Source organism: Devosia beringensis, assembly GCF_014926585.1.
GTDB lineage: Bacteria > Pseudomonadota > Alphaproteobacteria > Rhizobiales > Devosiaceae > Devosia > Devosia beringensis.
On the sequence record NZ_CP045422.1, the window covers coordinates 3,392,150 to 3,405,867 of the forward strand.

A 13,718-nucleotide genomic window follows, 5' to 3' on the forward strand; every position below is an offset into this window, starting at 1 on the left:
GGAATAGAAATGAGCAAGCGCATCGTCTTTACCGGCGGCAGCGGCAAGGCCGGACGCCACGCAGTTGCCCATCTGCGCGCCCAGGGGCACGCCGTTCTCAATCTTGACCTCAAGCCGCTGGACATGGACGGGGTCAATACCCTGATCACCGACCTCACCGATAGCGGCCAGGTCTTCAATGCGCTGTCGATGCATTTCGACTTTGACGGTTTCAACTCGGGCCAGGGCCCCGCGCCGGTGGATGCCGTGGTGCATTTCGCTGCCATTCCCCGGGTTCTGCTGCAGCCCGACAACGAGACCTTCAAGGCCAATGTGGTCTCCACCTACAATGTCATCGAGGCTGCCACCAAGCTGGGCATCAACAAGATCGTCATCGCCTCGAGCGAGACGACCTATGGCGTGTGCTTTGCCGAGGGCGACCAGGACTACCATTCCTTCCCGCTCGAGGAAGATTACGACATCGATCCGATGGACAGCTATGGCCTGTCCAAACTGGTCAACGAGAAAACGGCCCGCGCCTTTGCCATGCGTACGGGCGCCGATATCTATGCCCTGCGCATCGGCAATGTCGTCTCGCCTGAAGACTATGCGCGCTTCCCGGCCTTCCTGGCCGATCCCCAGTCGCGCAAGCGCAATGCCTGGAGCTATATCGACGCGCGCGACCTCGGGCAGATCGTCGATCTGTGTGTCGCCAAAGACGGGCTAGGCTTCCAGGTCTTCAACGCGGTCAATGACGAGATAACGGCCAACGAGCCGACCGAGGCGTTCCTCAAGAAATGGGCGCCGAATTCGCCCATCACCCGACCTATGGGCGATCACGAAGCGCCGCTGTCAAACCGCAAGATCCGTGAGGTCCTCGGGTTCAAGCAGCAGCACAGCTGGCGTCAATACGTGCCGCAATCCTGATTGACGGCTTGCCGGCGGGCAGAGGAGCCGCCGGCAAGCCGTACAGCTTTGGTTTTCTGAGGAGGAAACGAAAATTCCAAGCGTAGAAATTACCGCTGCTCGCCTTGGGCAGTCCGCGGCGGACATCCGCGCATGAGCCTTCGACTCGGCGGCTACGGCATCGACTATAGCGGCGACCCCGACGCCTATGCCCGGGCGCATGTCGCGTTCGGCTATAATGCGGCCTATATGCCCAATATCAGTGTGGACAACCGCGACGAGATCGCGGCCGTCATCAAGGCCATGGCGGCTGCCGATGTGGTGATTGCCGAGGGTGGCGCGTGGAAGAACCTCATCGCCCACGATCCGCGGCAGCGGCAGGCCAATCTAGACTATGCGGTGCATCAGCTGGCCCTGGCCGATGAGCTGGGCGCCCGGGCCTGTGTGGCTTTTCACGGCACGGTGGGCCATGCGGGCGACCCCTGGCAGCTGAGCGACAATTACGACTACGGCCCGCATCCGGACAATCAAAGCGAGGCCGGGTTTCAGCGCGCGGTGGAGACGGCCCGCTATGTCATCGACGCGGTCAAGCCGAAGCGGGCCAAGTTCTCGCTGGAAATGGTGCCCTGGCTGGTGACCGATACGGCCGAGAACTATCTCAAGCTGCTCAAGGCCATCGATCGCCCGCAGTTTGGCGCCCATATCGATGCGGTCAACATGGTGATCACCCCGCGCCTCTATTTCAATTCCGGGAGCATGATCCGCGAGGCGTTTGCGCTGCTCGGACCCTGGATCGTCTCCTGTCACGCCAAGGATATTGTCATGCAAGGCGGGCCCGGGACGATCTCGTTCCACTTTGACGAAGTGCCGCCCGGCGAGGGCAATCTCGACTATGGCGCCTATCTTGCCGAGATCGAAAAGCTGGGGCGCGACGTGCCCCTGATGCTCGAGCACTTCGGTGCGCCCGAATACCGCCGTGGCCTTGCCCATATCAAGGCAGTAGCCGGCGCGCCAGGCTAGCCGCATCCCATCATTTCCTTCCGATTTCGAGGTTTTTTCAAATGGCTATGACTGTTCTTTTCATCGGCGGCACCGGGCAGATTTCCTATCCCTGCGTCGCCGATGCCGTCGCGCAGGGGCATGATGTAAGCGTCTATAACCGTGGCAAGCGGCTGGACGCGCTGCCCAAGGGCGTGACCTCGATCACCGGCGAACTGGCGGGGCCCGAATATGCCGATCTGGCCAAGGCGAAATACGACGTGGTCTGCCAGTTCATCGCTTTCACGCCCGACCAGGTCGCGCGCGACATCGAGGTGTTTTCCGGCCATTGCGGCCAGTACATCTTCATCTCGTCCGCCTCGGTCTACGAAAAGCCGGCACGCCATTACGTGATCACGGAGGAGACGCCGGCGATCAACCCGTACTGGCGCTATAGCCAGGACAAGATTGCATGCGAAGAGCGGTTGACCGGTTCAGAAGGCCTGGCCTGGACGATCGTGCGGCCCAGCCACACGGTGCGGACCGGCCTGCCCATCATGATCGGCGACAGCGATATCATGGCGCGACGCATGCTCGAGGGTGAGCCCACCATCGTTGCCGGCGACGGCAATACGCCCTGGACCCTGACGCGGTCGGCCGATTTTGCCGTGCCCTTCGTCCGGCTGTTCGGCAAGGCGGCTGCGCTCAATGATACGTTCCACATCACCAATGACCGGGCCCATATCTGGGACGACATCCAGAAGGCCATTGCCCGGCTGCTGGGGGTCGAGGCCAAGATCGTGCATGTGCCCACCGATACCCTGGTGCGCTATAATCCCGAATGGGTCGGCCCGCTGCTTGGCGACAAGGCTTGGACGGCGATCTTTGACAATTCCAAGATCAAGCGGGTGGTCGGCGACTTTACCTGTGCCGAAGACCTCGACACCATCCTGGCCGAGCCCATCGTCCATCTCAAGCAGCGTCTGGCAGCCAACCGCCCGCCCAAGGGCGACGTCGACGCCTTGGTCGACCGCATCTGTGCGGCGCAGGCGGCCCTGGGATAGCACGACGATAATCGAATGGGCCGGTGTCCATTCGATTGCACTTTGTGTCAGCTTCCGGTTTGAGCCCGCATCCTTCGATGCGCTGGCAAGCCTCGACTGGACCCTGGACGAGGCGCAAGTGCTGCATGGCCGCATTCAGGCGGCGATGCGCGCCGAGGTCGAGCTGGTGTCCGGCATGGTTCCGGACAAGCTTGGAGCAGGCGCGGCGGTGCCGGCGCCACGCCGCTGATGCTACAGCGCCCGGGCCGGTCCGTCCGGGCGCAGCATCATGGCCTGGGCAGGGCACTGGCCAGGACATCCTCGGCTGAGGTCCAGTCCGTCTTGCCATAGCGGGCATTGTCGAGCGGCGTCAGCTTGCCGCGACCGCTGAGCATGTCGCGCATATACTGCATGCCCTGCCAGGCGGGGAAGGCATCGTCGCTTTTGGGCGTGAGGGCGCGGACCAGTGCGATGACCACGCCGAACAGGCCCAGGCCGCCCGGACGGAGCGGGGTATAGCGCTGCCCGGTCAACCGGGTCATGATCTCGGCGAGTTGCCGCGTGCTGACCGATGAGCCGGCAATGCGCGAAAACCGCGGCGCCTCGGCATCCAGAGCCACATCGGCGGCATAATCGGCGACGTCGTCCTTGGTAGTCAGGTCGAGTTTTTGATCGACATCACCCCAATGCATCACGCGCCGCTGCTTGTGCATGATGATCGGCGCCTGGCCAGTGATGAGATCGGAAAACATGCCGTTCAGCACCGACTGCGCCTTTATCGGCGCCGCATCAATCCGCGCCTGGAATTCCCGGCGCAGGTCCATGTTGCGGTTGTCGCCCGGGCGCGTCCTGGTGAAATCGAGCGAGAAGTCGGACGGCATGAAGCGCGGCACGCCGGCGGCAATGGCTGCGTCCAGCAGGCGGGTCTGCAGGTCGATCATTATCGGCGCAAGGCCGTTGAGGACGGAGACGACGATACCGGCGCCCTCGCAGGCCCTGGCCAGCGCCGCGGCGTCGTTGAAATCGACCGTGACCGGCGTCGCCCCGGTAGCCCGGACCATAGCCAGCTTGGCTTCGGAACTGCCGGCGCGCAGCAATGCCCGCACGGTCGCGCCGCGCGCGGTCAATGCCGTAGCGATACGGCTGCCCAGGTCGCCGCTTGCGCCTGCCAGGACGACGATTTGTCCGATCCCATTGATCACGATGGTAATTCCTCTGCCATTAACTGAACGACCTCGTTCAGTTGCAATCCGGCAGGCAGTAGCCTAAGCCTTGGGGCCATGCAAGGCGAAAGCAATACCAGGCGAAAGGCGCCCATCCCGGCCAGGGGACGCGGCGGCCGACCCAGCGCGGCGCAGGCCGGCGACGTGGATCGCCGCCTGCTCGACGCCGCCCAGCGTCTGTTCCTGGCGCAGGGATTCGACCTGACCAATTGCGAGCAGGTCGCTGCGGCAGCGGGGGCGGGCAAGGCCAGCCTTTATGCCCGTTATGCCAACAAGCAGGAACTGTTTGCCGCCGTGGTCCGGCGCAATGTCGATACCCTGGTGTCGCATGACGCTGATCCCGCACCGGCGGATATTGGCGTCCGCGAGAGGCTGCGCCTGGCGGGCAATCTCATCCTCGAGCATGCCTTGCGGGAGCAGGTCGTGGCGCTGATGCGGTTGGTGGTCAGCACGGCCACCCGGTTTCCCGACTTGGCCGGACTGACCAATTCCATCGGCCGCGAGCGGGGCGTGCAGATTGCCGCCGCTGCCCTTGCCGGCCGTGAGGCGGGCAGACCCGAAGCCATGGCGCGCGCCATGCCGGCGGCCGCCAAGTTCATCGATATGGCCTTTGTGCCGCTGCAGATGCAGGCCCTGCTGGGCGCTGACCTCGCCACGCTCCTGGTAGAGGCGCCCCAGGCCATCGATGAGGCCGTCGCGCTGCTGTCCGCTGGCGGCTGGCTGGCGGACTGGCACTAGTCTTGCCCGGGCGCTGCGCGCTCCACACATCGCGGTAGTGCCTTGGCGGCAAAGCATTGCGAGATCTCTGCAAGTCGCGCGTGCAGCTGAACTGTGCATCGAGCCCAATATGCGCGGATTCCTGCGGCCTCAGGAAAAATACCGGACTTGATCCAGAACAAGGATTGCCTGCCGCGCCTGGCTAGATTGTCGAGCAGCAGCAGGATCCTGGCGTCGATCATCGCCGGCTGGGCCTGTCCGCACAACAGGTCAGACGGGAGAAGAAAGTGATCAAGGACATCGTGGTTCATCTTACCGGATCGGCGGAAGACGAGGTTCGTCTTGCCTATGCCGAGGCCATCGGGGCGCGCTTCGACGCTCATCTGACCGGGCTTTACGCCCATATCCTGCCCGAGGTGATCGGCGGCGACGGCGTCGCCCTGATCGCCATGGAGCCGCTGATCGAGCAGTCCAATGAGCAGGCCGATGCGACGCTGGACCGCCTGGTGCAGCGGTTTGATCGCCTGACCATGCCCCATGAGGTGCGCCGGATCGATGCGTTTTCCGGTATGGCCGGCGATGCCCTGGCCATGGAGGCGCGGACGGCCGACCTGTTCGTCGCCACGCGTCCCTATGGCGATCCGGCCGATGCCGTGAACATGGAGGTTGCGGTCCTGTTCAGCTCCGGCCGGGCCTGCCTGTTCGTGCCGCCCAAGGCGCAGACACCCTATTCGTTCGGCACGGTTGTGCTGGCCTGGAACGGCAGCCGCGAGTCGGCCCGCGCGGTGGCCGAGGCTATGCCCTTCCTCAAGCTGGCCGGGCAGGTCATCGTCGTCATGGTAGGCGAAGGAGAGGCGACCGCATCTGGCGGCGATATTGCGCGCCACCTGAGCCGGCATGGCATTTCGGCCGTGATCGGCATGGCGGAAGCTGGACCGGACGACGCCGGCGAGGCGCTGCTGGCGGAAGTCCGCCGGGTGGGCGCCGGCCTGCTGGTGATGGGTGGCTATGGTCATTCGCGGCTGCGCGAATGGATCCTGGGCGGCACCACCCGCCATATCCTCGCCAATGCCGACGTGCCGGTGCTGATGGCGCGCTGAGGCGGCCCGAGGGGGCAGCTGCGGGGGTTCTCCGCCATGTTCACCAATAGGGAACGACAGCAGCCAGCAATCCGGCGGCGAGCGCCGCCAGGCTGGCGAGGGCGACCGGCAGGGCGATCCGCGCCCCGCCGGCGGCCAGCGTGAGCACGGCCTTGGACACGGTATTGACGGCCACGCCGACAAGCACGGCCCAGCCTGCGGTCGGCAAAGCCAGCGCGCCGCCGCCCAATCGGGCCATGGAAATGGTGAGGGCATCGGCATCAACGAGGCCGGAGAGGGCGGCAATGGCCACCACCCCGGCCGATCCGACCGCCTGCAGCAGATAGGCCGTGCCCAGCATGACGACGGCGATCAGGCCACCCATGCGCAAGGCCGTGGCAATGGCCAGAGGATTGTCGATGGACAGACTGGCCTGGCCGTCCTGGGTGCTCCGTGTGGTCAGCAGGCCTGCCGCCAGCAGTAGGACAGTCCCGGCGGCGGCGAGAGGGGGCGCGACGAGGCCAAACAGGGGTGGGTTCAGCAAGAGGGTCACGGCGGCGACCCGGGCCAGCATGACCGTACCGGCCAGCAGAATGCCGGCGCTGAGCAGCCGGGTCGGACTGTGCTCGGCTCGAGCCATCCGGGCCAGCGCCAGGGTAGTCGCGGTGGACGAGGCTAGGCCGCCGGCCAGGGCCGCCAGAACAATGCCGAGCCGGTCGCCGAACAGCCGCACGGCGACATAGCCGGCGAAAGATACGGTGGCGATCAGGATGGTCAGCAGCCAGACCTCGTGCGGATTGAGGGCGTTCCAGGGATCGATGGTGCGGTCGGGGAGCACGGGCAGCAGCAGGAAGGTCATTGCCAGCAGGGTGAGGACGGAGCTGATCTCCTTCCAGGTCAGGGCGGCAACCCAGCGATGCAGCTGTTCGCGCAAAGCCAGCAGCACGGTCATGGCCACGGCGCTGGCAATGGCGAGATTGATGTCGCCGAGGATGGCGAGGGCGCCCAGCAGGAAGGTCAGCAGGCCGGCAATCACCGAGGTGACGCTGAGATCCTGGTCGGCGGTGGCCTCCAGCCAGTGGAACGCCGTGAAGGCTGCAGCATAAGCGAGGAAGCTCATGCCCAGGAAAATGCCGCCCGCATCGAGCGATACCAGGCCGGCAACGCCGCCCAGCAGTCCGCTCAGCGCGAAGGTGCGGAAGCCGGCAGCGCGCTGATGATCCTCCTCGGTGCGCTTGCTCCAGCCGCGCTCGAGGCCGACAAGCAGGCCGATCGCCAAGGCGACGCCGAGGCGGCTGAACAGGGCGGTCTGTTCCAAGGGGCGGCCTAGTGCCGGACCGGCGGCGTGCCGGGCGGCCAGGTGGCGGCCGTCGGGCAGGTATCGGCCTGCAGCCGGCGCAATCGCGGCACGGGCAGGCCGCGGGCCTCGGCCTCGCGTCGGATGGCGAGCGGCATTTCCCGGCAATCGCAGTTGGCGGCGTGGTCGAGATGCCAGGCCAGGCGGTCGTCGAGGCTGGCATTGCGGCCCAGCTTGTGTGCGGCGTGCCATTCCCGGTTGATCATGCTGGTCTCCTCTTGCTGGCGCTGTCCGGCATGATGCCAGCAAATGCGGATGCTGCCCTTGATCGACGTCAATTCGGACGACCGCTACGGCCATAAGCTGCAGGGCCGCCAGGTCCAGCAATTCGACCTGGCTGACGCCCGGCAACCGGATCATGCCGGCCTCCTTGAGGATGCTGAGCGTGCACGAGACGGTCTCGATGGTCAGGCATAGATAGTCGGCGATGTCATGACGCTGCTTCGGCGGTCGATGGCGCTGCCCGCGCCGTGTCGATCATGCGGTCCAGCTGGAAGGCGGCCAGCCGTCCGGAGATGCTCACATGAGCGCAAGGGCCTTAACTGGCGAGGTCGACGCGTCCGAGGCTGCCGATTTCGGTCAATGTGCCCAAGAAACGCCCGCCGGGATCAAAGCCGAGGGACTTGACCGGCTGGCCATCCGCAACCCGCATCGGCAGCATGTCGCCGTCTTCGGCGCGACAAAGCTGCACCGATCCATCGCGGTAGCCGAGAGCGAGCATGGGCGCGCTGGGATGCCAGGCCAGGGCGGTGACCTGCATACCCCGTTCTCCCAGACTCATGGCCGATGTGCCCATGGGGCCGTCCCGACCGGCAAACGACCAGACGATGGCGCCATCGGCACCCGACGAGGTCAGCAGCCGTCCATCGGCCGACCAGGACAGCGATCGCGGCTTGGTGGGATAGCCGGACATGGCCATATTGGCGGCGTCCTTGATGCGCCAGCCATGGAGTGCGTTCTCGCTCATCACTGAAACGACGAACCGGCCATTGGGGTTGAAAGTTACCCCGATATGGGAGCCTTTCCAAGCCAGCAGCCGCGGGGCGCGTTTGGGATGGGTCACATCGATGAGGCTGACGCCACCGTAATGGGCGGCGGCAAGGCTGGTGCCCCTTGCATCAAAGGCCAGGCCCGCAGCGGTCGATGGCATCTGCTTGCTGTGGAGATCGTCCTGCTGCCACAGCAAGACCTCCTTGCCCACGCCAGCGGCGATCATTCCCGTGCGGCCCACAGCGACAGCATCGATCCAGCGTCCGGGACGGTGGAGCAATTGTTCGCTGCCTTCGGCTGTCGCGGCCATGACCCGGCCATCGTCACCGCCGGTAATGACCCGGCCAGTGGTCGGATCTGCTGCAAGGGCGAGGATGGCGCCTTGATGCAGCGCCGCGCTCAACAGCTCGCCACTCAAGACATCCGTGAAATGCAGCCGCCCGTCGCCACCTGATGCCACCAGCGTCTGGCCGAGCCAGACCAGCCCGGTGCCCGGTGCGCCAAGTTGCCATTCCGCCACCCGAGCGCGGATCGCGGGCTCGGGAACGGCGACATCAGCCCCGGCCATCATGCCTGGCACTGCCGGAAGCCGTCGCGCAGCAGCTGCTCGGGCAGGTCGCGACCGATGAAGACCAGGCGGCTCTGGCGCGGTTCATCTTGTTTCCAGGGGCGCTGGTAGTCGCCCTCAAGCAGCATGTGCACGCCCTTCACCACAAAGCGCTCCGGGTCATCCTTGAAGGCGATGATGCCCTTCATGCGCAGAATGTCGGTACCGAAGGTCTGCGTCACCTGGCGGATCCAGGTGGAGAAAGCCTTTTCGTTGAGCGGGACCTCGCTCACCAGCGAGACGCTGCCGATTTCCTCGTCATGGTCGTGGGCATGGTCTTCGGTCAGGAAGTTCGGCTCCACCTCGAGCACGTGCTGCAGATTGAAGGCGTCGCGCCCCAGGACAAGGTCGAGCGGCAGGTCGCAGCGCTCGGCATGTTCGATAGCGGCCAGCGGGTTGACCTTGCGGATGCGGGTGACGTTGCCCCCAACTTCTATCCAGCGTGAAGTAGACTCGGGCGGTTAGTTTGGTCGATCTGGCCGGGGTGAGCGACGGGGGCTGGCGCGGAGCTGGTCATTGAGCGGAGCGGCAGATCCCGTCGCGGGTTGAAGGTGTCGGCGTATTCGGCAGGCGTCATCCAACCCAGCCGCGAGTGCGGCCGGTGCAGATTGTAATCGGCGCGCCAAGACGCCACGGTGGCCCGGACGTGAGCAAGCGATGGGAACAGGGTCTCGTTGAGCATTTCGTCCCGCAGCCGGCCGTTAAAGCTCTCGATGAAGGCATTCTGGATCGGCTTGCCAGGGGCAATGTAGTGCCAGTCGATCCCCATCCGGTCAGCGAAGCCCAGGATGGCATTGGACGTGAACTCAGTCCCATTGTCGCTGACGATCATCTTGGGGCGTCCTCGAGTAGCCATCAGCGTCTCCAGCTCTCTGGCAACGCGCAGACCAGACAGCGAGGTGTCGGCAACCAAGGTCAGGCATTCGCGTGTGCAGTCATCGACCACTGTCAGCACCCGGAAGCGCCGACCGTCGGTCATCTGGTCGGAGACGAAGTCCAGGGACCAGCGTTCGTTGGGCGCCATTGGGATCAGCATCGGCGCCCTGGTGCCCATGGCACGCTTGCGGCCGCCTCGACGGCGCACCATCAGCTTCTCCTCGCGATAGATCCGGAACAGGCGCTTGTGATTGACCTGATACCCTTCCCGCCGCAGCAGGACGTGCAGCCGCCGATAGCCAAACCGTCGCCGCTCATGGGCAATGGCCTTCATCCGGTCGCGCAGCACGATGTCATCGGTTCGCAGCGCCTGGTAGCGCATCGTCATCCGGCAACATCCCAATACTCGGCACGCCCGCCGCTCGCTCATCCCATAGGCAGTCTGGAGATGGGCGACAGCATCCCGCTCGGCGGCGGGCGCTACCATTTTTTTCCAAGAAGATCTTTCAGCGCGGCATTATCGAGCATGCTGTCGGCCAGCAGCTTCTTGAGCCGGGCGTTCTCGTCCTCAAGCGCCTTCAGTCGTCGGGCCTCGCTGACGTCCATGCCGCCATACTTGGCCTTCCATTTGTAGATGCTGGCATTGCTGACGCCATGCTTGCGGCACAGGTCGGCAACTGGAACGCCGGCCTCCTGCTCCTTCAAGATCGCAATGATCTGCTCTTCGGTGAACCTGGTTCGCTTCATCTCTGGTCCTTCTGATGGGGCCAGAGCCTACTTCAAACTGGATTAGGCGCAGGGGGCAACGTCACGCCATATCCGACAGAAATGGCCGCTTCCACTTTGGCTCCCTCATTCGCTGCACGGTCGAGAGATACGATCAAAAGTCGACTGAATGGATGGGGACGGGCGGTGGCATGCTCGACAAGTTCACCAAAACGCCCTTCGGCCAGCAGGTGCTATCCAACTGCATAGGGGCGCACTTGACGGAGTTGTCTCCCAGGACAAAGCTCGTGGTCATGCTCGGGATGGGAGCAGGTGGAAACTATGTCGAGGAGTGTCGACGCGCATATGTAGCTTCGAGACCGCAAGCGACATGGCGCCAGATCAATGAGGTTGCCTATTCGGACGGGCGGCTGACAGTGGTTCACACCGAGCACTTCAAGTCTCAAGGGGCACTGCTGCCGAACTGGCTTTCAGGAGATGCTCATCCCAGGGGCAAGCTCGGGTTGATGGCACGCGAGGCCGTTAAGAACGCAGTTGGGACCTTGTTGTGACCCTGCTTTATGCCGCCACCTTCACCAAAGCGCTCGACCGGCTCACGGCCGCCGAACAGAAGCAGGTGAAGATCACCGCGTTCGACCTCGCACAGGATGAGAGCGGCAACGGCATGCAGTTGCATCGGGTGGAATCGGCCGCGGGGTTCTGGACTGCCCGCGTCAGCCAGGACATCCGCATCGTGCTGCACAAGGACCGCGAGCACACCCTGCTGGCCTGGGTGGGGCACCACGATGAAGCCTATCGCTGGGCCAAGCGGCGGAAGCTTGTGCCACACGAGCGCACCGGCGCCATGCAGCTGGTAGAAGTCGTCGAGCGGGTCGAGGAGCGGCCGGCGCCATTCGAAGCAACCGCCCAAGAAGTGCCGACACCGGTGGCCGTGGAACGGCCGTTCGCTGACCTCCCCGATGACGCGCTTCTCGATGTGGGTGTGCCACGCGAGTGGCTCGACGCCGTCCGAGATACAGATGTCGTCCGTGTGGACGATCTCTTTGCGTCCTTGCCCGACGAGGCGGCCGAAGCGCTGCTCAACTTCGCAACCGGGGGGCGCCTCTCCGATCATGTCGCCATAAAGGCTGCTCCGGGTACCGATCCCTTCACGCATCCAGATGCGCAGCGTCGCTTCCGTGCTGTCGAGGGGCTGGAAGAACTCAAGGCAGCGCTCGATGCGCCCTTTGCCCAATGGGCGGTGTTTCTCCATCCCGCGCAGCGGGCACCAGTGACCCGAGAGTGGAATGGGCCGGCCCGTGTCTCGGGCTCGGCTGGTACCGGCAAGACGATCGTGGGGCTGCATCGCGCCGTCCATCTGGCATCACGTCAATATGCCAGAGTGCTTCTCACCACCTTCTCAAAGACTTTGGCCAAGAGCCTTTCGGGGAAGGTCGAATTGATGACCGAGGCTTTGCCGGATGCACGTCAGCGCCTCTCGGTGCGTGCCATCGATCAGGCGGTGCATGAACTCTACACTGGCGCTTTCGGACAGCCGAACCTGGCAACGACTGCGCAGATCCGTGCGGCCATCAAGGCAGCAGCAGACACTGGACTGGGTGCTGGCCATTCGCCCGAATTCCTGTTCGAGGAATGGGAAGAGCTGGTCGACGCCTGGGGGCTGCATGACCTTGAATCCTATGCCCGGGTGCCCCGAATTGGGCGGCGAACACGCCTTGGACCGAAGCAGCGAGAAGGCGCCTGGGAAGTCTTCGCCTTCGTTCGCAAGCGTCTTGCGGAACGGAACGTGATGACGTCGGCAGACATCTATGGACGGCTGTCCGCGTGGGTCAATGCCGGTGGCCAACTGCCGTTCACCCACATCGTTGTTGATGAGGCCCAGGATCTGTCCGTTGCCCAAGCTCGATTTCTAGCAGCTGCGGGCAGGGCAGGTGGGCCGGACTCGCTCTTCTTCACTGGCGACCTGGGCCAACGCATCTTTCATCTGCCATTTTCCTGGGCCCGGCTAGGCCTCGACGTCCGAGGCCGGGCACAAGTGCTCAAGGTCTGCTATCGCACTTCGCACCAGATCCGCAGTACGGCCGATCGCTTGCTCGAGCCGGAGATTGTCGATCTCGATGGCAATCAAGAGAGCAGGCGCGGCACCGTATCAGTATTCGATGGGCCCGCGCCACTTGTGCGCTTGTTTCCCAACGAAGATGCGGAAACGGCCGGCGTGTCAGAGTGGCTACGTGCAAGACTCGATGAGGGGATGAATGATCAGGAGCTTGCGGTGCTCGTGCGCGGTCAGGAGCAGCTTGGCCGCGCCCGTGCTGCCTTGAAGACGGCTGGCGTCGATATCCCGGTCATCACCATGCACGACGCGAAAGGGCTAGAGTTTCGAGCGGTGGTCGTGATGGCACTGGATGACGACGTTCTGCCCGACCCTGAACGCCTTGCCGGAGTCGGAGATGTCGCCGACATTGCCGCCATCCAGGATACCGAACGCCACCTGCTCTATGTGGCGGCGACCCGCGCGCGTGATCGGCTGATGCTTTCAGGTGTAGTGCCGGGTTCCGAATTCCTTGATGACATCCGGTAGGACATTTGGGGCAGATCTGCTGCACAAGGTCAGATGCGGGCTATTGCTTCACGGCAGTCTTACTTCAACAGCTGAAGGGTAGGAACCAACCCGAGCTCCAATCCAAGCGGCCCCGCTGCCCGGTGCCAATCAACCGTGTTGTTGCCTTTATATGGTAGGCGTTCTAGCTGGCTCGTTTGCCCGCACGTTCAATGTTGAGGCTGTCCGTCCGTGGATGGAAGTGCTCCCTCCAATGATGGAAATTCTATGGGCGGCGTCACGACAGGCGCGCCTCCCAATGTACAGCAAGGGAGTGGTGGTGTCATTATACCCGCACTCTGAACACGAACCGGTCGCGGCCCTGTCCCAATCCAACCCAAAATGAGAAAGCCCCGGTTTCCCGGGGCTTTCGCCTTCAATCGAAAGTTGAGGCCAACTGACGTGAACATTGAGTGCGCACAAATCGGACTTTTGACCATCCTTGTGGGGCGCTCACACACACAAGCGCCCCGTCAGAGAGACGCATTGGCAGTCGTCGTCCCTCACCTGTAGCACTCCGAGCACGTCCCGATTTTGCCCAGTGCCCCCTGGTCGTCCCTAAACCTATTGAGGTGAGGCAAACTTTGCCTCACCTTTCGGCGTCTGTTGCCAGGAATCTGGTCAAACCTTGTGGGCAG

At 63.9% G+C, this 13,718-nt stretch carries 14 protein-coding genes and 1 pseudogene; 8 read left to right on the top strand and 7 right to left on the bottom strand.

Annotated elements, in window-relative coordinates; genetic code table 11:
• Positions 1-9 precede the first annotated feature (9 nt).
• The 4 genes from GDR53_RS16535 (at position 10) to GDR53_RS16550 (ending at position 3,156) form a co-directional block, all read left to right on the top strand.
• Entirely contained in the window at positions 10-906 is an 897-nt protein-coding gene (locus GDR53_RS16535; RefSeq protein ID WP_193335539.1) for an NAD-dependent epimerase/dehydratase family protein, read from the top strand.
• 132 nt (positions 907-1,038) lie between these two features.
• Positions 1,039-1,905, top strand: a complete 867-nt coding sequence (locus GDR53_RS16540) for a sugar phosphate isomerase/epimerase family protein (RefSeq protein WP_193335540.1) — start codon at positions 1,039-1,041, stop codon at positions 1,903-1,905.
• A 41-nt stretch (positions 1,906-1,946) separates the two neighbouring features.
• Entirely contained in the window at positions 1,947-2,927 is a 981-nt protein-coding gene (locus GDR53_RS16545) for an SDR family oxidoreductase (RefSeq protein ID WP_193335541.1), read from the top strand.
• Positions 2,902-3,156, top strand: coding sequence for a hypothetical protein (locus GDR53_RS16550; protein WP_193335542.1), 255 nt, complete (start codon positions 2,902-2,904; stop codon positions 3,154-3,156). Before GDR53_RS16545 ends, GDR53_RS16550 begins: the two co-directional genes overlap by 26 nt.
• Before the next feature lie 37 nt (positions 3,157-3,193).
• Here GDR53_RS16550 and GDR53_RS16555 read toward each other — a convergent pair whose 3' ends face one another.
• Positions 3,194-4,108 (bottom strand): NmrA family NAD(P)-binding protein, encoded by a 915-nt coding sequence (locus GDR53_RS16555; RefSeq protein WP_232846651.1) that lies wholly within the window; start codon positions 4,106-4,108, stop codon positions 3,194-3,196.
• Between the two features lie 78 nt (positions 4,109-4,186).
• Between GDR53_RS16555 and GDR53_RS16560 the strand changes: the two genes are divergently transcribed.
• Positions 4,187-4,867 carry a TetR/AcrR family transcriptional regulator gene (locus GDR53_RS16560; protein ID WP_193335543.1) on the top strand — a complete coding sequence of 227 codons (681 nt, stop codon included), beginning with the start codon at positions 4,187-4,189 and terminating at the stop codon, positions 4,865-4,867.
• A 266-nt stretch (positions 4,868-5,133) separates the two neighbouring features.
• Positions 5,134-5,946, top strand: coding sequence for a universal stress protein (locus tag GDR53_RS16565; protein ID WP_193335544.1), 813 nt, complete (start codon positions 5,134-5,136; stop codon positions 5,944-5,946).
• A 40-nt stretch (positions 5,947-5,986) separates the two neighbouring features.
• Here GDR53_RS16565 and GDR53_RS16570 read toward each other — a convergent pair whose 3' ends face one another.
• The 6 genes and pseudogenes from GDR53_RS16570 to GDR53_RS16595 form a co-directional block, all read right to left on the bottom strand.
• Positions 5,987-7,243 carry an MgtC/SapB family protein gene (locus GDR53_RS16570; RefSeq protein WP_193335545.1) on the bottom strand — a complete coding sequence of 419 codons (1,257 nt, stop codon included), beginning with the start codon at positions 7,241-7,243 and terminating at the stop codon, positions 5,987-5,989.
• An 8-nt stretch (positions 7,244-7,251) separates the two neighbouring features.
• Positions 7,252-7,488 carry a hypothetical protein gene (locus GDR53_RS16575; protein WP_193335546.1) on the bottom strand — a complete coding sequence of 79 codons (237 nt, stop codon included), beginning with the start codon at positions 7,486-7,488 and terminating at the stop codon, positions 7,252-7,254.
• A 157-nt stretch (positions 7,489-7,645) separates the two neighbouring features.
• Positions 7,646-7,711: pseudogene (locus GDR53_RS19945) on the bottom strand (hypothetical protein); the annotation flags it as partial.
• A gap of 109 nt (positions 7,712-7,820) precedes the next feature.
• Positions 7,821-8,843 (bottom strand): WD40 repeat domain-containing protein, encoded by a 1,023-nt coding sequence (locus GDR53_RS16585; RefSeq protein ID WP_193335547.1) that lies wholly within the window; start codon positions 8,841-8,843, stop codon positions 7,821-7,823.
• Complete coding sequence (locus GDR53_RS16590) at positions 8,840-9,181, bottom strand: GTP-binding protein (RefSeq protein WP_232846653.1); 342 nt, start codon at positions 9,179-9,181, stop codon at positions 8,840-8,842. The genes GDR53_RS16585 and GDR53_RS16590 overlap by 4 nt, the downstream gene beginning before the upstream one ends.
• Before the next feature lie 131 nt (positions 9,182-9,312).
• A protein-coding gene (locus GDR53_RS16595) for an IS3 family transposase (RefSeq protein WP_193335458.1) occupies positions 9,313-10,502 on the bottom strand; the annotation gives its coding sequence in 2 pieces (ribosomal slippage) (positions 9,313-10,244 and positions 10,244-10,502; 1,191 coding nt in all).
• A gap of 170 nt (positions 10,503-10,672) precedes the next feature.
• On the opposite strand from GDR53_RS16595, the gene GDR53_RS16600 reads away from it, so the two are divergent.
• Both GDR53_RS16600 and GDR53_RS16605 read left to right on the top strand, forming a co-directional pair.
• On the top strand, positions 10,673-11,032 hold the full coding sequence (locus GDR53_RS16600) for a hypothetical protein (RefSeq protein WP_193335548.1): 360 nt from the start codon (positions 10,673-10,675) through the stop codon (positions 11,030-11,032).
• Positions 11,029-13,062 (top strand): 3'-5' exonuclease, encoded by a 2,034-nt coding sequence (locus GDR53_RS16605; protein WP_193335549.1) that lies wholly within the window; start codon positions 11,029-11,031, stop codon positions 13,060-13,062. Before GDR53_RS16600 ends, GDR53_RS16605 begins: the two co-directional genes overlap by 4 nt.
• Positions 13,063-13,718: the final 656 nt, after the last annotated feature.

Coding starts and splice junctions, on each gene's coding strand:
- GDR53_RS16535 (WP_193335539.1), top strand. CDS start 10: ATGAGCAAGCGCATCGTCTTTACCGGCGGCAGCGGCAAGGCCGGACGC.
- GDR53_RS16540 (WP_193335540.1), top strand. CDS start 1,039: ATGAGCCTTCGACTCGGCGGCTACGGCATCGACTATAGCGGCGACCCC.
- GDR53_RS16545 (WP_193335541.1), top strand. CDS start 1,947: ATGGCTATGACTGTTCTTTTCATCGGCGGCACCGGGCAGATTTCCTAT.
- GDR53_RS16560 (WP_193335543.1), top strand. CDS start 4,187: ATGCAAGGCGAAAGCAATACCAGGCGAAAGGCGCCCATCCCGGCCAGG.
- GDR53_RS16575 (WP_193335546.1), bottom strand. CDS start 7,488: ATGATCAACCGGGAATGGCACGCCGCACACAAGCTGGGCCGCAATGCC.
- GDR53_RS16585 (WP_193335547.1), bottom strand. CDS start 8,843: ATGATGGCCGGGGCTGATGTCGCCGTTCCCGAGCCCGCGATCCGCGCT.
- GDR53_RS16600 (WP_193335548.1), top strand. CDS start 10,673: ATGCTCGACAAGTTCACCAAAACGCCCTTCGGCCAGCAGGTGCTATCC.